Genomic DNA, 21854 nt, shown 5'->3' on the forward strand with positions numbered 1-21854 from the left:
TTTTAAAAATATAAAAGAAATAAAAAAACTTCTTATGAATAATTTAAAAAATTAAATGTTTCTTATAATATTTTGACTAAAATAAAAAACAAATATAAAAATTAAAACTTTTCAGAAAGTACTATAAATTAAATGAATAACAATCAAATAATAAAAATTAGAGGAGCTAGAGTTAATAACTTAAAAAATATCAACTTAGAAATCCCTAAATCAAAACTTATAGTGGTAACTGGTATTTCGGGTTCAGGTAAATCTTCTTTAGTTTTTGACACTTTATATCAAGAGGGAAAAAGAAAATATATAGAATCACTGGATTCTTATTCTAGACATTTTTTAGGTAATTTTGAAAAACCTGATGTTGATAAGATTGAAGGTTTATGTCCTGCTATTAGCATTCCTAAAAAAATAATATCTAATAATCCTCGTGTTACTGTAGGAACTATGACTGAAATTTATGATTATTTAAGATTACTTTACAAAAATATCTCTGTTCCGCATCACCCTGTTACAAATCAAATAATACAAAATCAAACTTTAGAAGAAATTACTAATAAAATTTTAAAATTAAAACCCAATATAAAAATTTTTATTTTAGCTCCCGTTTTCAAAAAACAAAAAGATCAAAATCCCAATATTTTACAAACATTGATCAAAGAAGGTTTTAATCGTTTTATTATTAATAACCAAATATTATCTTTAGACAATGAAGTTTCTTTATTAAAAGAAAATCAATATCATGATATTTATACAATAATAGATCGTTTTGAACTAAATGATAATAATCAAGAAAGATTATATAATTCTTTAGAATTAGCTTTTTCTTTAATTCCTGAAAAAGTATGTATTTTTCAAGAAGAAAAAATTTTCGAATTTAATCGCAATCTTTCTAAAGACAATAAAGATATTTTTATTCCTAAAAAAGAAATGCGTTTGTTTTCTTTCAATAATGCTCTTGGTTTTTGTGAAAATTGCCAAGGATTAGGAACCAAAAAAAAAATAGATTTAGATTTAATTATTTGTTATCATAAATCGATCAATAATGGTGGTATTATTCCTTATTTTAAATATAAACAATTATATAATCAAATTCATGATTTAAAAACTTTTTGTCAACATCATAATATCGATATGGATATTCCTTTACAACAATTAAGTCCTGAAACACTCCATATTCTTCTTTATGGCCAAACAGGAAATAAATTAAAAACAGTTCTGTTAAAACCTACTAATATGGGAGTCATACAAATTTTGGAACATTATTATAACGAAGAAAATGATAAAAATAATATCAATTATTTTATTGATATTTTCATGTCCCAACAAAAATGTGATTCATGTTCAGGAGCTCGTTTGAACAAAAGAGCTTTAATGTTTAAAATTAAAAATCATAATATTTATCAATTAACTGAATTATCTATAGAAGATTTATTAAATTTTTGTCAAAACTTGGAATTAAAAAATGAAGAAAAAAAAATTTCAGATTCTATTTTAGAAGAAATAACAAATAAACTTGTTTTTTTAAAAAATATAGGATTAGGTTATTTAACTTTAGCTCGTTATGGTAAAACTTTATCTGGCGGTGAAACTCAAAGAATAAGATTAACTAACCAAATTAACGCTAAATTATCAGGTATTTTATACACATTAGATGAACCATCAATTGGTTTGCATCCTAAAGATAATGAAAATTTAATTAATTCTTTGAAAACAATTAGAGATCTAGACAATACCCTTCTAGTAATAGAAAATGATCCTGCTACAATTTTATCAGCTGATTATGTAATAGAAATAGGTCCTCTGGCAGGTGAAAAGGGCGGAGAATTGATATCTTGTGGTTCTCCTAAAGAAATAATGAAAAATAAAAATAGTTTAACAGGGCAGTATTTAACAAGAGATAAAGAGATTGATGTCCCACAAAAAAGAAATTCTATTAATCTTAAAAAAGTAATTCATATCAAAAATGCTTCCGAAAATAATTTAAAAAATATTAATATCGATTTACCTTTAGAAATATTCATAGTCATAACAGGAGTTTCTGGATCAGGTAAATCAACTTTATTAAATCAAATTGTAAAATCAAATTGTAAAACGAAAAATGTTTTAGAAAAGAATATAAGTTTAAATAAATACAATAATATTAACAAAATTATTAAAATTACAACTAATCCTATAGGAAAAAAAACTAAAAGCAACATAACCACATATACCAAAATTTTAGATCGTATTCAAAATTTATTCGCTTCAACTATTGAAGCTAAAATAAAAGGTTATACTGAAAATAATTTCTCTTTAAATAACCCAAAAGGACGTTGTCAATATTGCTCTGGAGAAGGTATTAAAAAAATTGATATGTATTTTTTACCTAATGTTTTAATCAAATGTCAAAAATGTAATGGACAAAAATTTAACAAAGAAATTTTAAAAATAAAATATAAAAATAAAAACATATCCGAAATATTAAATATGACAGTTCAAGAAGCTTTTGTTTTTTTTGATAATCTTTCTTTTATTAAAAAACATTTTCAAATATTAAAAGAAATAGGATTAGATTATATACGTTTAGGTCAAAGTTTTGCTACTATGTCGGATGGAGAATTACAAAGAATCAAATTATCTATCGAATTAATGAAACAAAATGCTCCAAATACAATTTATATATTAGACGAACCTACTATAAGTCTACATAGCGAAGATGTTAAAAAATTAATTCAAATAATTCACCGTATAGTTCAACAAAAATCAACTGTTATTATGATCGAACATAATTTAGATATAATTAAAAATGCTGATTATGTTATTGATTTAGGACCTCAAGGAGGTCAAAAAGGTGGTTATATTATTGCCAAAGGAACGCCAGAAGAAATAAGTCAAAATCCTAAAAGTTATACAGGAAAATATTTAAAAAAAATTTTAAATCTAAAATAAAATAATAAGGTTGAAATTATTATGTCATTCAAAATAAAAACTTTATATAAACCCAGTGGAGATCAACCTAAAGCTATCAAAGAATTATTAACTAATTTTCAACAAAATATTAAAGAACAAATTATTTTAGGCGCCACCGGAACAGGCAAAACTTTTACAATAGCTAATATAATTCAAAAATTAAATCAAAATACCTTAATTATTGCTCATAATAAAACATTAGCAGGGCAATTATATAACGAAATAAAAGAAATGTTTCCTGAAAACAAAGTAGAATATTTCATTTCTTATTATGATTATTATCAACCAGAAGCTTATGTAGTATCTAATGATACTTATATCGAAAAAACTTCTAAAATTAACGCTGAAATAGATCAATTACGTAATAGAACTATTAATTCTTTAATTTATGGCCAAAATATTATTGTTATCTCTTCTGTGTCTTGTATTTATGGTGTTGGAGATATAAATGATTATAAACATTGTATTCTTTGTTTAGAAAAAAATAAAAAATACTTTTTAAAAGAAATTTCAAAACAATTAATAGAAATGCAATTTAAAAGAAATGATTCAGATTTGGGTAGAGGCACTTTTAGAATTAGAGGAGACACTTTAGAAATTATTTTATCTTCAGAAAACCAAAAAGGTATTCGACTTATATTTGATGATAACATGATAGAACAAATACAAATTTTTAATATTTTAACAGGTCGTATCATCGATGATTTAAATGATATTATCGTTTATCCTGCCGCCCTTTATATGGCTAATAAAACAAAATTAAAAGAATCTATTAAAAGAATTGAAACAGAATTAATAGAACGTATTAAATATTTTAAAGAACAAAATAAATTAATCGAAATGCAAAATATAGAAAGAAGAATAACAAATGATATCGAAATGTTAAAAGAAATAGGTTATTGCAATGGTATCGAAAATTATTCTCGTCATTTATCTCTCAAAAACGAAAAAGAACCACCTACAACTTTAATTGATTATTTTGGTAACAATTTTTTAACTATTATCGATGAATCTCATGTTACTGTTCCTCAGATTAAAGGAATGTATGCAGGAGATTTTTCTCGCAAACAAAATTTAATAAATTATGGTTTTCGTTTACCTAGTGCCTTAGATAATAGACCATTAGTCTTTTCAGAATTTGAACAAAAATTAGATAAAGTAATTTATTTATCAGCAACTCCAGGGGATTATGAACTAAATAAAAATATTCCTGTTATAGAACAAATTATTAGACCTACTTTTATTTTAGATCCCAAAATAGAAATAAGACCTACTAAAAATCAAATTGAAGATTTATATTTCGAAATCAAAAAAAGAATAGCAAAAAATGAAAGAATTTTAGTAACAACTATAACAATAAATATGAGTGAAGAATTATCAAATTATCTCAAAAAAATAGGCATTAAAGTAGCTTATTTACACAGCAAGATTAAATCTTTAGAAAGAATGATTATTTTAAAAAAACTCAGACAAGGGATTTATGATTGTTTAATAGGAGTTAATTTATTAAGAGAAGGTTTAGACTTGCCAGAAGTATCTTTAATAGCTATTCTTGACGCTGATAAACCTGGGTTTTTAAGAAGTGAAAAAAGTTTAATTCAAACTATTGGGAGAGCAGCCAGAAATATTCAAGGACAAGTTATTATGTATGGAGACGAAATGACAAGTGCTATGGAAATAGCTATCAAAGAAACTCAACGTCGACGTCAAATACAAGAAAATTATAATTTAGTTCATAATCTTACACCAACTATGATTAATAAAAACGCATTACAAACAACAGATATTAATAAAGAAAAACATGAAAATATAGAATCTTTTTTATCTTCTAATCAAAATTATAAATCCGATTATAGTTTAAAGCAACTTCAAAAATTAATGAAAAGAGCTGCTAAAAAATTAGATTTTGAAAAAGCTGCTTTTTATAGAAATTTAATTATAAAACAAGAAAATAAAAAAGATGACAAAATATAAAAAATATTTAATTATTCAAATAAATTAAAAAAAATTTGATATAGTTATCATGAAAAATAAATATTTATAAAAAAATTTTTTTTAAATAAAATTCTTAATATTAAAGGTTTTCGAATGAATAAAATAAATAAAACAAACCAAAATATCAAAGTGATTTCAACATCTACTAGTTGTTTAGATTATTATCCTGATAAAAATATAAGTATTGATTTAATTAGAATCAAAATTTATATAAATAATAAAGAATACATTGATGGTAAAAATATAAAAGTTGATGAATTTTACAATATGATGAATGAAAATAATAATTTAAATATTAAAACATCACAACCTTCTCTCGGAGAATTACTTGATTATTTTGAAAATTTAGCTAAACAAGGTTATAAAAAAGTTTTTGTTACAACTATTTCTAAAAAATTAAGTGGAAGTTATAATGTTATTTGTCAAGCAAAAAAACAATTGCATGATAAAATCGAAATTATCCCTTATAACACAAATACTGTTTGTTTTTCGGAAGGTTATTTCGCTTTAGAAGCAAAACGCCTTTTAGAACAAGGTTGTGCTTTAACAGAAGTTATTGAACATTTAAATTTCTTAAAAAAAAATAATACTATTTTTTTTGTGGTTAATTCTTTAAAACAATTAATTAATAACGGCAGATTAACAAAAACAAAAGGTTTTTTTGGGAGATTATTAAGAATTCATCCTATCTTACAAGTAAATGAAAACGGAGAAATTGTTTTAATTGGTAAAAAATTCACTATTGATAGATCTTTTGCTTATATAGTAGATAAAATAAAACAATATACAGAAAACAAAAAATTTGTAATTCATATTTTAAGTACTGGTAATCCTCGTTTGAAAACAAAATTTAAAACATGTTTAGAAAAAGAACTTAATTTAAATAACATTTTAGACATTCCTGCAACACCTACTATTGGGGCTCATGTAGGAAATAATGTTTTAGGGGTCGGAATTATTATTTTAAAATCTTGATTAAAAATTGATTAAAAAAAGGTATTTTGGAAATGAAATTAAATAATCCAGAAATAATGAAAATCCAAAAAGCAAAAAAAATATTAAAAGAAATAAAAAAAAGGGGGTTTGAAGCTTTTATTGTAGGTGGAGCTGTAAGAGATATAATTTTAAATACGTCTATAAATGATATCGACATAATTACTAATGGTCGTTATGAAGAAATTAAAAATTTTTTAATTTGTAAAAAAAAAAATATTAAATATGGCGTTTTTCAAATTATTTTTGAAAAAGAAAAATTTGAAATAACTACTTATAGAAAAGAAGGTCCTTATTTAGATTATAGAAACCCTAATTTCGTTCAATTTATTACAGATGTTAAGGAAGATTTAAAAAGACGTGATTTCACTATTAATAGTTTTTTAATGGATGAAAATGGTAAAATCATTGATTATATAAATGCTTACCATGATTTACATCAAAAACAAATTAAAACTATTGGTAACCCTGAAACAAAATTAAAAGAAGACGCTTTAAGAATAATGCGCCTTTTTACTCTTCAAGCTAAAACTAATTTTGATATAGAAAAAGAAACTAAAAAAAGTGTAATCAATAATATTTCTTTAATCCATAAAATAAAATCTCAAGATATTCTGAAAGAAATAAAAAAAATAACAAAACAAAAATTTTACCAAAAAGCTTTTTTATCTTTAAAACAAACTAATGCTATTTCTTTTTTAAAAGAATTTAAAAACAGCATTCTTTTTACAATAGAAGCAAATTGGACAAAAATAACTCCTGAATTATTTATAGAATTATCATTGATTTTAGATCCTAAAATAATAAAATCTTTTCAATTTAATAAAAAAGAAAAAACAAAATTTCAAAAAATATTATCTTTATATGAACATCTTATCAAAAAAGATAATTAATTCATCAATTAACGTTATTATATTCTTATAAAAAAGGTAACATAATATGAATCAAAACTTATTTTTAAAAAATAAAAAAATAAAAGATAAAATTTCTTTTACGGGTAAAATAACTAGTATTAACAAAGGGGAAAATTTTTGTAACATTGATCTTACATTAATAGATAATTTCAACGTAAATATTAAAATAGATTCTTCTTTTGAGATACCTCAAAGAGAAAAAATTTATGTTTTCGAAACAGAATATCAACAAACTAACAATAATAAAAACATTTTAATATGCCTTAAATATTCTCTAATCGAAAATGTTTTAAATTTAGAACAAATTTATAATTATTATAACCATTTTTTTAAATGTTCAAATATTCCTTTTAATATCATGGATCAAAAAATTACTAATTTTTTATCTGATATTCAAAATCCTATTTTAAAAAAAATAACAAAAAATCTATATTCTAAAAATAAAACAAAGTTTTTAATTTCTCCAGCTGCGTGTAAAATGCATCATGCTTATTATGGAGGTTTAAGTCATCATACTCTTACTATGTTGCAGATATCAAAGCATTATCTTGAATTATATCCTTTCTTAAACAAATGTTTGTTACAATGTGGAATTATTCTGCATGACATGGCTAAAATAACAGAATTTGATTTTATAACTAAAAATTATAATAAACAAGGAACTTTATTAGGGCATTTAATTTTAGGAGTTAACAATATTCACGAAGAAGCTTGTTTATTAGGTATACAAGACAAAGAAGAAATTTTACTTTTAAAACATTTGTTAATTTCGCATCATGGTTTCTTAAAATATGGAGCTTTCAAAGAACCTCAAATAAGCGAAGCCCTTTTATTATGGTATTTAGATGATTTGGATGCTAAATTAAATACTTTAAACGAAGCATTAAACAAAACTCCAAAAGGGAAATTTACTGACAATTTAGCTATAATAAAAGGTCAGCCTTTTTATAAACCAGATTTATAATTTTAAATATTTTGCCATAATTTATTATTTTTAATAAAAATATAAAAATATGTAAGACAAAATACAAAACCAAAAGAAAGGTTTCGCCGATAACATGTCTAATAATAATAAAAATATAGATTTCAAAAATTTAATTAACGAAAGAAAAAAAGTTTTAATTGATTTTTATGCTTCTTGGTGCGGCCCTTGTCAAAAATTAATACCTATTTTAAATATTTTTGCTCAAGAAAACCCTGATATAGAAATAATAAAAATTGATGTTGACTTGCATCGTGAATATATCAAAGAATATAACATTAAAAGTTTTCCTACTCTAATATTATTCCAAAACGGAGAAGAAACCAAAAGAAAAATAGGTTATTGTTCAAAAGAAGAATTAAAATCTTTTGTTGAATAAAAAAATAAAAATTTGATCAACGGTTTCTTTTTAATTAATAAAACAAAAAATATATCTTCACAGAAAGCTGTTTTTTTAATAAAAACAAAATTAAATCTTCATAAAGTAGGGCATACAGGTATTTTAGATCCTTTAGCAGAAGGTCTTTTAATTATTTTAATAAATAAAGCTACAAAATTAGCTTTTTTATTCGAACACTTAGATAAAACATATAAAGGAAGTGCTGTATTTGAGGTGTTCCAAAACTTTAGACAACTTTTTACTTTTTAAAAATTCTTTAAGACTAATGACTTAATCATTAGTCTTTTTCTTTTCAAAGACTAAAATAATTTTCATATCTTTTCTAAAAACGTTTTTAGAAAGGAATCAAATGACAAGACAAGAATTATTTAAAGCATTTTTAAAAAATAAAAAGAATTTAGAAATTCGTAATCAATTAATCGAACTTCATTTATCTTTAGTAAATAAGATAGCAAACAGTTTTAAATATTATCCGCGTTTATTAACTAGAGAGGATTTATATCAAGAAGGAATCTTAGGATTAATCAAAGCTTTAAATAATTACCAAGATTTAGGATATGACTTTATCGCTTATGCCACTCCAACTATCAAATCAGAAATAAATGAAATAATAAGAAAAAGTCACTCCCCTCCGATCCCACAAAAAACTCATAAAGCCAATAACACTTCTTTTCAAGAAGAAAAACACGTTTGGCATTATCAAATTCCTAATCCTCATCAATTGTGGTTGAAACAAATAAACCATGAATTACTGCTTAAAAAACTAAAAACCAAATTAAGTCAAAACGAATTTAATGTAATTATATTAAGTTTTGGCATTCCTTTAGGAAATATTAATGAAGATTATCAACCTAGTTATTCTAATCAAGCAATAGCTCAAAAACTTAATTTATCTTTAAACCAAATAAAAACTCTTAAAAATAAAGCGATCCATAAATTGAAAAAATAAATTATATGAAACTAGAAATGATTTTATATTTTTTAATATTTTTCTTGCATTGTTGGTTTTTATTATCTTTGCCTCATATTATTAATCACTAATTATTAAATTGCCCCCCTTTTTTGATCTCAATAAGTCTTTAAACTATTGAAAAAAATAAGTTTTGGCATTAACGAAATATAAAATTCCAAGCAAAAATGAAATTAGTTTTAAAATTCGTCAAAACTAAAACTTAATCAATTATTAATATTAAAAAAAATATAAATCCAAGGAGATAAATTTTATGTTAAACAAAGTCCAATTAATTGGTCGTATCACTCATGACCTCGAAAAACAATACATTAATAGTAACAACGAACAAATTCCAAAAATTGATTTTAATTTAGCAATTAACAACAAGGATAAAGTTCAATTCATTCCTTGTCTAGTATTTAGAACCCAAGCGGAAAATATGCATAAATACCTTCATAAAGGTTCTAAAATTTATCTAGAAGGAGCATTATCTATTCAAAAATACACCAATAACGAAGGTCAAAATAAAACAACAACAAAAGTAATCATTAACAATGTCATTTTTTTAGACAATAAATCCACAAATCAAGCTGATAATTTACCATTTTAAAACAACATATTATTATATCCTCCTTATCAAGGAGATAAAAGAATAGAACCTCTGGGGAGGTTCTATTTCTATAATAACGGTATCTTTTTGCACCGTTATTTTTATTTTAAAATAAAAAAACATATTGTATTAAATATCTTAATTTTTTTAAATAAACCAACAAAGGAGAAAATCATATGAGCGACGCCATGACCGAAATCTACCGCGGTACTTACTTCAAAGACCGCAGTAAATTAAAACCAAAAAAGAAAACAACCAAAAACAAAAAGGAGAAAAAAAATGACTAAAAAAGAATTAATTAAAAAACTCGCCGAAGTTAACCAAACTTCTATCACTCAAACCGAAGCATTTTATAAAAACTTAGAAAACACTTTAATAGAATCAATTACTTCTAATGAAGAAGTAATCTTATCACTTTCAATCGGTAGGTTTATCTTAAAAACTCGAAAAGCCCACATGGGACGAAACCCCCAAACAGGTAAAAAAATCAAAATCCCAGCCAAAACAGTCGTGACTTTCAAATTATCTCAAACCATCAAAGATAAAGTTAAAGATTTAAAACTGGAATAATAAAAATAACTAATTAAAAAAGGAGAAATTAAAATATGAAAAAAATAATTAAGAAAAAAACTAAATCAAACACTAATAAAAAAAATGCAAATAAAGAAAATTTAACAAAAATAGAGCCAATGAAAGAAGAAACAATTTATATTCCGAAAAAAAATAAGTCCCATTGGTTAAAAACACTTGCTTATTTAACAATTATTTGTCATTTTATCTTATATATTAATGTTTTATATTACGACAATAAAATTCCTTGGTTCACAACAGGCATTAACAACTGTCTTGAATTAATCAAATCTATAGGAGGCCAAAAATAATGAAAACCCAAAATAAAAATAAAATATTAATTATTATCACATCTATCATTGTTATCTTTTTCACTACTTGGTCTATTTACGCTTTAACTAATTTTTTCACTAAACAAAGAAAAGAAAAAATTCACTTAATGACAGATATTCCTCTATTCAACGTAGAAAGAGTAGGTGGCAATAATGAAGATAAAACCCTTTTACCAATCCCTATTCCAAACTTAAACCAACAAAAATATAATCACTTAATAACTATCGACCATGAAGCAACTCTTAACTCTAACGGAATGGAGATTGCCATCCCTTTATACTTGAAAATAACACCTAAATATGATACTCATCAAACTTTTACTCATCCAGAAGCATATTTTAATCTTGGTTTAAAAGTTAACAACCATGATTATGATGACACTAAACGTCCACAAATGATATTAAACGAAAACGATTTAGGAATGCTTAACATCCAAATAAATCTGGAACAAAAAGAAATGATTAACACTAAAAATCCTCAATTAGAATTAATTGTTGATTATGAGTTAGTAGATTCTCAAGGTAAAGCCTATGGTGGCGGCATTCAAACTATTGAAAACAAAATCTCTCAATTAGCATAATAAAAAAATTAAAAGACTAAGAAATTTCCTTAGTCTTTTTTCTTTAAAAAGGAAATAATATGATTATTAAAACTAAATCAAATAAAACTTTTAATTTCACTAAATTAATAATATGCATCATAATATCATTTATTTTATGTTTAGGAACTTATTTTTGGATTCATCATCAAACTTTAATAGAAGCTGAAATACAACTTATAACCCATCATAAAAGATTAGAAACACAAAAGAAAATCATCCAAGAAACCAAAGACCAACTACAACAAACAAAAACTGAAATTCAAAACCAAATTACTAATCAAAATAATGAATTACAAAACGAACTAAAAACTCATAAAACTAATATTTATCAAATCAAAGAACAACAAATAACCCAAACAAATAAACTTAACGAAATCGAAAACAAACTAACTCCCGAACTAGAAGCAATAAACACTATCGCGCAACAACAAAAAACAACTGAAGAACCATTATTTAATCCTTCTAACAACCAAAAATTCCCTAATTTCAACCAATTAATTGGTTTTAAAGAAGAATTAAAAGCAGTCGAAGGATTTATTGATTATCTTAACAATAAAGACAACTACAATAATATTGGTGAGGTTGATTCCCCTTTAGGCATCTTAATGTATGGGATCCCAGGAACGGGGAAAACAATCTTAGCGAGAGCCTTAGCCAAAGAAACTAATCTCCCTTTCTTTGAAGTGTCAAGTTCTATCTTTTCGCAAAAATTCAAAGGTATCGCCCCTCAACTGGTAAAAGATTTATTTATGACAGCACGTGAAGAAGCAGCTAAAAATAAAGGCGCTATTATTTTCTTAGATGAATGTGAAACAATCTTTGCTGATTTAAGCGTCTTAGAAGTTGGTTTAGAAATTGCCAATGTCGTTAACCAATTTAAAACGGAAATGACATCATTTGAAAATAATCCTGATAAACCAATCTTTATTATTGGCGCCACTAATCACATCAATAACATAGATGAAGCTATCAAATCTAGATTTACTTACAATATCGAAGTGAAACCAGGCAACAAAGAAGAAAGAAAACAATTTTTAGAATTCTTAATTAACAAAAGAAAAAACCCTTACAGTGAAGAAGCTAAACAATACTTATACGAAGTGATTAATGAAGCTTTAGAAAGATTACCAGTTAATCATCAATTTAAAAAAGCCAACCGTACTTTAGAAAATCTTTTAAAAACAACAGTCACTATCTTCGCTAAAAACCGTGGTAAAGGCGAAACAAGAAGAAACGAAATTAATCAAGAAGATTTAAAACAAGCTTATAAAATGATTATTTTCCCAAATGATACCATTTTAAACACTATCGAACAACAAAACAAAGAGAAAGGAGGTGTATAATTATGTTATCGCCTTTAGACCTAATTAAAACTTATCTAACCTTTAAGTCTTATTTCGCTTGGTTTTTGATGGTTTCAACTATCTTTGGTATTTTCCTTTACTTCAAAAACAAACTTTTCAATAATCAACCAACCCCGCGCACAACAAACTGGAAAGGCTATTTAACTTACTTTTTAATTTTCATGGGTCTTTTAGGTTTTATTTATTTATGTTTCTTTCATAAACCTAAAGAACCATCCAATAAATATGTAGACCAATTGGTCAACGAAATTGACAAAGCCATTGATAAATATGATGAAGTCATTAATAATTACCAAGGATTAAAAGACAATTGGGAACAAGAATTAACCAAAGTAGAAGCCGAATTAAAAACACTCTATGAAACCCAAGAAGCAACCCAAGAACAAAAAGAAAAAATCAAAGAACTAATAAACCAAACAGAAACAAAGATTAACGATATTAAAACTCAAAAACAAGCAACCGAAAATAACATCAATATCTTAAAAGAACAATTAAAACAAAAAGAAGAAGCATTAGCTAACAAAGAAAAAGAAACAAAACTAACGGAAAAACAAATCGAAGAAGCTACTGATTTAACCGAAAAACAAAAATTACGCACCAAATTAGATATCCTTTATGATGAAAAAATCGCCTTAGTTCAACAAATAAATGAAATCAAAACTCAAATAAAATTATTAGAAAACGAAATTGAAGGGTTAAACAATATGTTATCAGATGCCACAAAACTAAGAGATTCATTACAACGTGACTATGATAATGATATTTCAAGAAATATATATGGAGATCCTTTAGAAAATATTAACTCCCTCTACGAAATAACCCCATCCGAGGGATAAAAAGAAAAGGAGATTTAATTAATGATTAAATTAAAAAAACATTTTAAACCAATTTATCTTTGTTTAATTGCTTTTCTAGGAATATTATTTATTTTTGTAAATAATTCATTAATGGCTGCACCTAATGAAGAATTCGTAAGAGATATGAGAATTGTTAATTGCAATATATCAAGTTTGGAACTTCTTAAAAAAAATCCTTCATTTCAAAAATATTTTGATTTTAAACAAGAAAAACCATGCTATAATGCAAATTTAGCAGAAGCTAGCGTTATGTGGCAAATTAAAAATCCTCCTACTAATTTATTAGGAGTTTATTTTGATGGCTTTGCAACAAGATCTGACGAAGATAACCAGTATACTTTAGAAGAACTAAAACAAATGGGTAACGGTTCGAAAAATATGTATATTTTTTGGAAAAATAATTAATAATAAATTTTTATATATATATTTATTTAAAACAATTAAAACTTTCAATTACGAAGTAAATAAAAATTAATTATGAATAGTACTATAATATTTATATCTGAATTTATATTAGGAAGTTGTTTTACTTTATTTGTTTTTTATATTTTAAAAAAATTCTTTTTTAAATAAAAAATAAAAGGAGATTTAATTAATGAATAAATTAAAAAACCAATTTAAAACAATTTATCTTTGTTTAATTACTTTTATAGGTTTGTTATTTATTTTTAACAATCATCAAATTATGGCGATGAATAATAATCCATCATCATCAAACCCAAATAACGAAAACATCAATAATATAGAAGATTTTCAAAATTTAATGTTATTGCAAAGAAATTCAGTTAATCAAATTATAAATGCTTTTTTTAATCGCGCTTCAGAGTTAGAAATATCAAATCTTTTAAACAATCATAAACAAATACACGAACAAATAGTAAATTATCAACAAAGATTATTAAACACACAACAACAAATGATAAGAAATTTAGATTTAAATGTAACAAGAATTCAACTTGAAAGAGAAAGTTTATTATTAGAAAATTCAATGATGACAGCAATAAATAATACTCCACTTTATGCTTCTGAATCGCAAATAAATATATTAAGAGATATCCAATCAAGAATAGATCAAAATCAAAACCAAATCAATATTATAATACAACAAATACAAAACAACCAAAATCAATCCAATAATCAAAACAATCCAAGACGTTAAAATAATTAAAATTATCTATAAAAAACCAAAGACCCTTCCATGGGTCTTTTTCTTTTACCCAAACCACAACTCTCTCAATTGGTAAGGCCATAAACTCAATATCAAGGAGGAAAATTAAACATGAATCAAACAAAATCCCTAAAAAAGTTCTTTTATTAACTATTTCTTTTTTGTTAATCTTTATATTACCTCATAACCCAATCTACGCCCATAACTATTTTGACCAAAAAACCAAATCCAAAATAAAATTAATAGACTATGAAACCCTCCAACAAGAATGGTTAAACACCCAACCCAAATTAAAAAGATATGACATCAACATCCTAGAAAAAGACGACATCCCTAACATTTTAAAATATTATGATGTCACTTGCACAAGCGCCTTTCCCACCCCTTCTTACAACGCCTTCAAACAAAACAACCTCTATTGGTACCTCAAAAACCCTCCTCAAGGCCTTTTAGGTGTCTACTTTAAATCTCGTCCAAATCCTTTTAAAAGTTCATATCCAGCTACAGATTACCAATACTCCCTCGAAGGCCTCCTCAAATATGAAATCGCCATTGAAGAAGCCTTTATCTTTTGGGATGTCAAACAAAAACCTAACGAAGATAACCCTAATATACAATTAATAGTCTCTAATATCTTCGTCGGTCAAAACAAAGAAGAAATAATTAATCAATATTTAATCAACAACAACAACATCAAAGAACCCAAACTCATCAAATTAGGTTGTTACAACACCACCCCTAACGCTGGTTTGGTTGTTCCTTTACCCCAAGAAAATCTAAATGATGTTAAAATTGACGCCATTTATTTCGATGATGGTATTCGGATTATGAGTGAATCACCAGAAAAACAACATTTAAAGCGTTTAATAAAAACTTTTCAAAAAATTCAACAACGGAGAAAACAACTATTAAAAGAAATTGAAGTTGATAATTTGAAACAACTCATAAACGAACAAATCAAAAAATACGAAGAAAGAATAAACACCTACAAGCAAGAACTCAACCAACTCCCAGGAACCATTGAAGATCTCTTAAAACTTTCCAACGGCGCCAAAAACATCTATCTTTTTGTTTTCAACACTCAAAAAAGAGCAATCCACATTAATCTCCCAGACTCCGTTAACCCCTACGAAGCCATCCGCGATTGGAAAAGAGATAACAATTTATTTGAATACGTTGGCGAATATAAAGAAGAGAAAAAAGAAGAATATACACGTTATGAAGATTATCTAAGAGGTGGTAAACTTGTTCCAGCAACTAATGAAACATTTATTTTTTCTAAAATAACAAACTTTTTCGAAACCGAAGACAAAATATATCACATTACCTGTCAAGACCGCTATCAAAAAAAGGCTTTTTTGGAAGCCTATCAAGAATACGACCGAAAACTACAAGTGTGGAAAAACCAATGTTATTTCAAACCAGGTAAATATAGTGCTTTTAAAGTTAGAGAAATATTAGGAAGAAATAATACAACTATTTATTCTAATGGCGATGGATATGTAAAACTTTACGGAAGATTAATCAATGGTGAAATTTGCCGCTCTTATATTTATTATGAATATAAAAAAGGTTGGTTGTTTGATGATTGGTATTTCAATGATATTCTTGTTGGTGTATCAGATGATGGTTTCTTGATGAGTGTTTATTTTGGAGATTATTTCGATACAACAAAACCTCCAACCCCACCGCCTTTTCCAAGATCTTAAAAGAACCTTTCAAGGTTCTTTTTTCATTTAAACGAAACAAACAAGAAAGGAACTAATTAAATATGTTCATCAAAAAAATCCCCTCATTTTTAATAAATAATATCATCTATATGATTTTCCTTATCCCGATTTATTTAATTTATTTTTGCATCAAATTCTATCTCTTTACTTATCAATTAAGCATCCAAAGATTAAAAAAAGGAATAGTAGTTCGGTTCTATCAATATCTAACCACTACTAAACAATCATCATGTGGAACCTAATTAATCCTTGGTTAACAAAATTAAATAATGGTCTTAATAAGATCAGTGCCCATTACATAACTTATCAAAACCAATGGCTTAATTTAGTTTTATTAACAATTCTTTTATTATTTTTACCTCATCTCTTATGTTTAATTGATTTTCTTTTTAAAACTTTATATTATATTATTAAATTTATTTATTATTTCTTTAAATATCTCATCTCATTTTTTAAGAAAGGAAAATAAAGATGGAAATTAAAAACTTAGCTCAACGCACTCGATTATGGTACCAACATAGAAAACAATTCATCAACGCTTCTGAAATCGGCAGCATCACTGGTAACGACAAATTCCGTTCTTTAGAACAATTAGTTCATGATAAAATCTTTGGCACTACTTTCACAAGCAACAAATACACCGAACATGGTAACAAAATGGAACCTATCGCCAGAACTTTTTTTGAAAAAACCACTCAATTAAATTATCCTGATACTATCTTTACTGATGACCAAGTCCAAATGTTTTCCGCTTCTTTAGATGGTTATAATGCTAAAACCAACACCCTCTTAGAAATCAAATGCCCTTATAGAGATGAAAACAACAACATCTCCACATCTTGGAACGGCTTTTTAGCAAACCAAGAAGCCCCCTTAAACTACTGGGCCCAAGTCCAATGTCAACTTTATTGTTCTCAAGCTCAATTTGCCTATTTTCTAGTTTTTTTCAATGATAATGATTATCATGTAGTTCGTATTTACCAAGACAATAATTTCATTAATAAAATGATTCAAGATGGTAAAAAATATTTAACATTGCTACAAAACACTAAACAAGAATTACAACAAACAACTTATTTAAAACAATTAACTAGATTTAAATAATCATTAGACCTTCAATTGTAAGGTCTTTTTTTTATACCAAAAATTAGTACTAAAGGAGAATAAAATATGAAATTAATCGTTTTTGAAGGCCTAGACGGTAGCGGGAAAACAACTTTAATTGAAAGAATTAGAAGAGAATTAGAAAAACAAAACCAAGAAGTAATCACTTTACAAGGGTTAGGCAGTGCCTCTATCGGTCAAAAAGTTCGTGATATCTTTTTAACCAATGCCCAATTAAAACCATTAACTCGCTATTTATTGAGTTTTGTTAATATGTTGCAAATCCAAGCAGAAATGATTAAACCATATTTAAACACTAACAAGATTATTTTAATCGATCGTTGGTTAGGCTCTAATTTCGCCTATCAAGCTTATCCGCATCACATTGATAAAAACTATCAAATGTTTAATCAATTAAGTAAAAATTTCCTTAAACCCAACCTAACTGTTTATTTACAAGTAGAACCTCAATTAGGTTTAGCACGAAAACAAAACCAAAAAGACCATAAATTAGATATCATCGAAACTCATCCTTTATCATACTTTCACCAAGTAAGTCAAGGATATCAAAAATTCCTCCAAAGAAAAAACCTCGGTTATAAATTAATCTTAAAATCAACAAAAGATAATACAATATTAACCCATCAAAAACAAATCATGAAACAAATATGAGCATTATCAAATGGCGATCATCATTAAAAAAACATGCCAAAACGACAACACTTATATCTATTTTTCCAATGGCAAAATCAAAACCATTAGAAAAAATGGCGCCATTACTTGGAAAACCAAAAGAATTTTTAAAAATACCAAAACCAACAAAAAACCTTAATTTAAGGTTTTTTTTATTTAGAAAGGAAATATCCAATGTTAACGAACCAAGATTTTATAAATATTCAACAATTTAATACTAATACTCAAACTGTGGAAATCTTAAAATGTCTTTTTAACAAAATGACCTTAAAATTTTCCATCAATGAATATATGATAATTAATCACCAAAAATTAAACCATTATTTCAACCAAAATAATATCAATTCACAAAGCCAAAAAGTAATCCGCGGTAAAATCAATGAATGCCTCATTTTATTATATTTTCAAAACCAAGGCATCACGCATTTATATCCTCAAGCCTCTTTATTTTTTATTCCCGACAATAAATTTGATTTAGTTTTATTCACGCAAAAGAAAAGAATCATGGCTTTTAATTTCAAAACTTGCCTCCGTGACCGTTATAAACAAGCCATGATCGAAGGGCAACAACTCAAAAAACTCGACACGCGCTTTGAATATTATTTATTAACCAATAACGAACCCGAAATTCAAAGACTCAACCATAAAATCAAGCAAGGCAAAGTCCAAGGCATTAACCAAGTAATTAACTTATTTGCCTCTTCCGCTAACCATTTCTTCCAAAACTTACTGACTAATGAATTTATCCCTTTTGCTAATATCAACATTATTAAAAAATAAAAAAGGAGTTAATGGCTAATGTTAACCAACGAACAAAAAGCCTTACAACAATTAATAAATTATATCGAACAAGGTCAATGGGAAAAGTTAAATCTTTACTGCCAAATAATCAACCCTAAAACTTTACTTGACTCCCACAATAAAAAAATATTTACTGCTTTAAAATATTTATTTTTAGAAAAACAAACCACTCATCCGTGGAATAACCCCACTACAAAACCAACCATTATCAAAGAGTTATTAACATATTTACAAACTAATTTCCCACAAGATAACTTTACTTTAAGTTCTTTAAATTATTTAAATGACGATTTAAAGAACCAAAATAATACTCATCTTTTAGAAAACCTAAAACATACCTACACCCAAGAAAAACTATTTCAACAATTAATTAAAATCATCAGTCCCACATATGAAAACCAAGATCCTTATACTAAAAATTTATATTACCAAGAAATTTTTGATAAATTAAGAAACTTTATCTCTTCCATCCCTCACCAAAACGATAAAACCCTCTTTCATTTAAACCAAATGGTTGTCCTACATCCTGAGTTTTTTGACACCGACAACCAAGCCAAACAAAAAATAAGGGAAGAATATTACCGTTTATCTGAAACTTTTCGCGGTTTAAATCAAGCAACTAAAGGATTCAAAAAAGGCCAAATCATCACTATTGGCGGGTATACTGGCCTTGGTAAAACTTCTTTTGTTTATAATCTTTTATTAGATTTATCAAAAACTAAGTTTCATGAAAACCAACATTATCCTCATATGCTTGTTTTTTCTTTAGAAATGACAATGGAGGAAAACCTAAATCGCCTCTTGGCCCATCAAAGCAAAATCCCCCTAGATGTCATTACAACTAAAGACTTTGAAACAATAACCACGCAAACTTACACAGAGAGGATGGAAAAAGCTAAAGAATTATTTACTAATATCAATTTATCTTTTAGTTATAACAAAGAGAAGACGATAAGCTATATTATTGACTTATTATATCGTCTTCATTTAGAAGAAAAAGTTGAAATTGTGGTCTTAGATCACCTTCAAATAACAAAAGCTACTAACTACTTAGAAAATGACCGTTTAGCTATCGACGAAATTATGACGAAACTGAAAGAAATCGCCATAGAATTAAATATCGTTATTATCATATTATCACAATTTTCCAGAGATACTTATAATAACTATAAAAGTAAATCACCAGAAATAACCGCTTTAAAAGGAAGTGGTGGCATTGAAACCAACTCCGATATTGTCTTAATAATGGCTGAATTCCAACCTAAACTATCCAAAGACAAAGAAAAGCCCATAAATATATATAATTCGGTCTTAAATCAACTATATTTAGAAGCTAATAACAATGAAAATCAAAAAATAATCGAATTATGTATCAAAAAAAATAGAAGTGGCACCAAAAAAACCTTAATTTATCACTTTGAAATGGCTACCCAAACTTTCCAAGAAATAGGTTACGTTTTGCCTTATCAAATGGAAACTTATTATTAAACAAAAAATTAGGAGTAAAATAAATGAATTATCAAGAAAAAATAAAAAACATTCAAATTAATTTCCCTATGTCGGTTTTATTAAAAAAATTAAATATCATCCCATCCAACTTCAACACTAAATACCGTTTTCCTTGTCCCATCCACCAAGGTCAAAATCCTACTTGTTGTCATTTAACTTTAGATAACAAAATTCATTGTTGGAAATGTTGTAAAGATTTTGATATTATTGATGTTTATAGGGAAATAAGAGGCATTAAAACTTTTAACGAAGCCATTCAAAGAATATTAAACTTTATGAAAACCCAAGAATTTAAAACATTAATCGAGCAACAAAAAGCAACTCCTAATTCACTAACCAACCCCTTCAAATATCAATATCACCCCAAAAAAATCGCCAACCCCATCAATGAAAAAGAAATTAATATTAAAAAAACACAATTATTTAAAGAAATATCACCTTTATTCAATAAAATCAGAGATTATTATCATTATTTATTAATTTCTAACCGCAACAACGAATCTCACCTAGGCTTAACATATTTAACTCAAAAACGCCAATTAACTCTCGCAACCGTTAAAGAATTTAAACTAGGTTATGCTCCATTATCTGATAAAACTTTATCTTTCCGTTTAGTCAATTATTGTCAAAAGCAAAATATTGATACCACAAAATTAATTGAATATGGTTTTATCAAAGAAAAAAGCAATCAACAAAATAAAAAATATTATCACGATACTTTTCATGGTTCCATCATTATTCCCATTGAAAACGGTTATCATAAAACCTTTCATTTTTATCAAAATAACTTTCGCGAAGTTTCTTATTTTCAACCTAAATACCAATCAATTAATAATTTCAGCCAAACGCCTACTTTTCATTTCAGTTATCGTTTTTGGGAAGCTTTACCATACATCAAACAAACCAAAATCAGTATTATACACGAAGGTTTTTTTGATGTCATTAGTTGTTGGCAAAAAAACATTAAAAACGTAGTTGGGTTAATTTGTGTCACCCAATTACTTTCCCAAGCACAAATAGCCATTCTCAAAAAAGAAAATATCAAAGTCATTATCGCCTTAGATAATGACCAAACAGGTCAAAAACGTAGCGAATCATTAGGATTACAACTAAAAGAAGCCGATATTAAATACGAAATTAGACGCATTTTACCGCCATATGATAAAACTTGTAAAGATGTTGATGATTTATTGCGTCAATTTGGAAAAGAAGCCTATCAAAAATGTTTTTTAGATCCATATATATCATATGAAGAGGTCCAAAAGAAAATTATCGTTGATTTAGCTGTTCATTTATTCGGTCAAGACAAAGTAGAAATTATTAATTGAAGAA

21 protein-coding genes and 1 pseudogene are annotated in these 21854 nt (G+C 26.1%); all 22 read left to right on the forward strand.

Going from position 1 to position 21854, the window contains the following annotated elements:
- Positions 1-132: 132 nt before the first annotated feature.
- The 22 genes and pseudogenes from uvrA (at position 133) to Q2306_RS02325 (ending at position 21850) form a co-directional block, all read left to right on the forward strand.
- Positions 133-2925 carry an excinuclease ABC subunit UvrA gene (uvrA, locus tag Q2306_RS02220; protein WP_323847670.1) on the forward strand — a complete coding sequence of 931 codons (2793 nt, stop codon included), beginning with the start codon at positions 133-135 and terminating at the stop codon, positions 2923-2925.
- A gap of 21 nt (positions 2926-2946) precedes the next feature.
- On the forward strand, positions 2947-4920 hold the full coding sequence (gene uvrB / locus Q2306_RS02225; RefSeq protein WP_323847671.1) for an excinuclease ABC subunit UvrB: 1974 nt from the start codon (positions 2947-2949) through the stop codon (positions 4918-4920).
- Positions 4921-5034: 114 nt separating this feature from the next.
- Complete coding sequence (locus tag Q2306_RS02230; RefSeq protein ID WP_323847672.1) at positions 5035-5916, forward strand: DegV family protein; 882 nt, start codon at positions 5035-5037, stop codon at positions 5914-5916.
- Between the two features lie 32 nt (positions 5917-5948).
- Positions 5949-6827 (forward strand): CCA tRNA nucleotidyltransferase, encoded by an 879-nt coding sequence (locus Q2306_RS02235; protein WP_323847673.1) that lies wholly within the window; start codon positions 5949-5951, stop codon positions 6825-6827.
- 46 nt (positions 6828-6873) lie between these two features.
- A complete protein-coding gene (locus tag Q2306_RS02240) occupies positions 6874-7812 on the forward strand; it encodes an HD domain-containing protein (protein ID WP_323847674.1) in 939 nt (312 codons plus the stop codon).
- Between the two features lie 61 nt (positions 7813-7873).
- Positions 7874-8209, forward strand: a complete 336-nt coding sequence (gene trxA, locus Q2306_RS02245; RefSeq protein ID WP_323847953.1) for a thioredoxin — start codon at positions 7874-7876, stop codon at positions 8207-8209.
- A 15-nt stretch (positions 8210-8224) separates the two neighbouring features.
- Positions 8225-8440 (forward strand): annotated as a pseudogene (locus tag Q2306_RS02250) (pseudouridine synthase); the annotation flags it as partial.
- Between the two features lie 139 nt (positions 8441-8579).
- Positions 8580-9179 carry a sigma-70 family RNA polymerase sigma factor gene (locus Q2306_RS02255; RefSeq protein ID WP_323847675.1) on the forward strand — a complete coding sequence of 200 codons (600 nt, stop codon included), beginning with the start codon at positions 8580-8582 and terminating at the stop codon, positions 9177-9179.
- A 274-nt stretch (positions 9180-9453) separates the two neighbouring features.
- The gene (locus Q2306_RS02260) at positions 9454-9792 is read left to right on the forward strand and encodes a single-stranded DNA-binding protein (RefSeq protein WP_323847676.1); all 339 of its coding nucleotides are present in this window, start codon (positions 9454-9456) and stop codon (positions 9790-9792) included.
- Positions 9793-10071: 279 nt separating this feature from the next.
- Positions 10072-10362, forward strand: a complete 291-nt coding sequence (locus Q2306_RS02265; RefSeq protein WP_323847677.1) for an HU family DNA-binding protein — start codon at positions 10072-10074, stop codon at positions 10360-10362.
- A gap of 35 nt (positions 10363-10397) precedes the next feature.
- On the forward strand, positions 10398-10673 hold the full coding sequence (locus Q2306_RS02270) for a hypothetical protein (protein WP_323847678.1): 276 nt from the start codon (positions 10398-10400) through the stop codon (positions 10671-10673).
- Positions 10673-11275 carry a hypothetical protein gene (locus Q2306_RS02275; RefSeq protein WP_323847679.1) on the forward strand — a complete coding sequence of 201 codons (603 nt, stop codon included), beginning with the start codon at positions 10673-10675 and terminating at the stop codon, positions 11273-11275. The genes Q2306_RS02270 and Q2306_RS02275 overlap by 1 nt, the downstream gene beginning before the upstream one ends.
- A 59-nt stretch (positions 11276-11334) precedes the next feature.
- Positions 11335-12639, forward strand: coding sequence for an AAA family ATPase (locus Q2306_RS02280; protein WP_323847680.1), 1305 nt, complete (start codon positions 11335-11337; stop codon positions 12637-12639).
- A 2-nt stretch (positions 12640-12641) separates the two neighbouring features.
- Complete coding sequence (locus tag Q2306_RS02285) at positions 12642-13496, forward strand: DNA double-strand break repair rad50 ATPase (protein ID WP_323847681.1); 855 nt, start codon at positions 12642-12644, stop codon at positions 13494-13496.
- Between the two features lie 21 nt (positions 13497-13517).
- A complete protein-coding gene (locus Q2306_RS02290; RefSeq protein WP_323847682.1) occupies positions 13518-13922 on the forward strand; it encodes an SVM family protein in 405 nt (134 codons plus the stop codon).
- A gap of 190 nt (positions 13923-14112) precedes the next feature.
- Positions 14113-14676 carry an SVM family protein gene (locus Q2306_RS02295; protein WP_323847683.1) on the forward strand — a complete coding sequence of 188 codons (564 nt, stop codon included), beginning with the start codon at positions 14113-14115 and terminating at the stop codon, positions 14674-14676.
- A 170-nt stretch (positions 14677-14846) separates the two neighbouring features.
- A complete protein-coding gene (locus Q2306_RS02300) occupies positions 14847-16394 on the forward strand; it encodes a hypothetical protein (RefSeq protein ID WP_323847684.1) in 1548 nt (515 codons plus the stop codon).
- 492 nt (positions 16395-16886) lie between these two features.
- On the forward strand, positions 16887-17519 hold the full coding sequence (locus tag Q2306_RS02305) for a YqaJ viral recombinase family protein (RefSeq protein ID WP_323847685.1): 633 nt from the start codon (positions 16887-16889) through the stop codon (positions 17517-17519).
- A 66-nt stretch (positions 17520-17585) separates the two neighbouring features.
- Positions 17586-18191, forward strand: a complete 606-nt coding sequence (tmk, locus tag Q2306_RS02310) for a dTMP kinase (protein WP_323847686.1) — start codon at positions 17586-17588, stop codon at positions 18189-18191.
- 195 nt (positions 18192-18386) lie between these two features.
- Complete coding sequence (locus Q2306_RS02315) at positions 18387-18992, forward strand: hypothetical protein (protein WP_323847687.1); 606 nt, start codon at positions 18387-18389, stop codon at positions 18990-18992.
- An 18-nt stretch (positions 18993-19010) separates the two neighbouring features.
- Positions 19011-20501, forward strand: coding sequence for a DnaB-like helicase C-terminal domain-containing protein (locus tag Q2306_RS02320; protein WP_323847688.1), 1491 nt, complete (start codon positions 19011-19013; stop codon positions 20499-20501).
- A 23-nt stretch (positions 20502-20524) separates the two neighbouring features.
- Entirely contained in the window at positions 20525-21850 is a 1326-nt protein-coding gene (locus Q2306_RS02325) for a toprim domain-containing protein (protein WP_323847689.1), read from the forward strand.
- Positions 21851-21854 lie beyond the last annotated feature (4 nt).

It is taken from the genome of Phytoplasma sp., from assembly GCF_035187685.1.
Classification (GTDB): domain Bacteria; phylum Bacillota_I; class Bacilli_A; order Acholeplasmatales; family Acholeplasmataceae; genus Phytoplasma.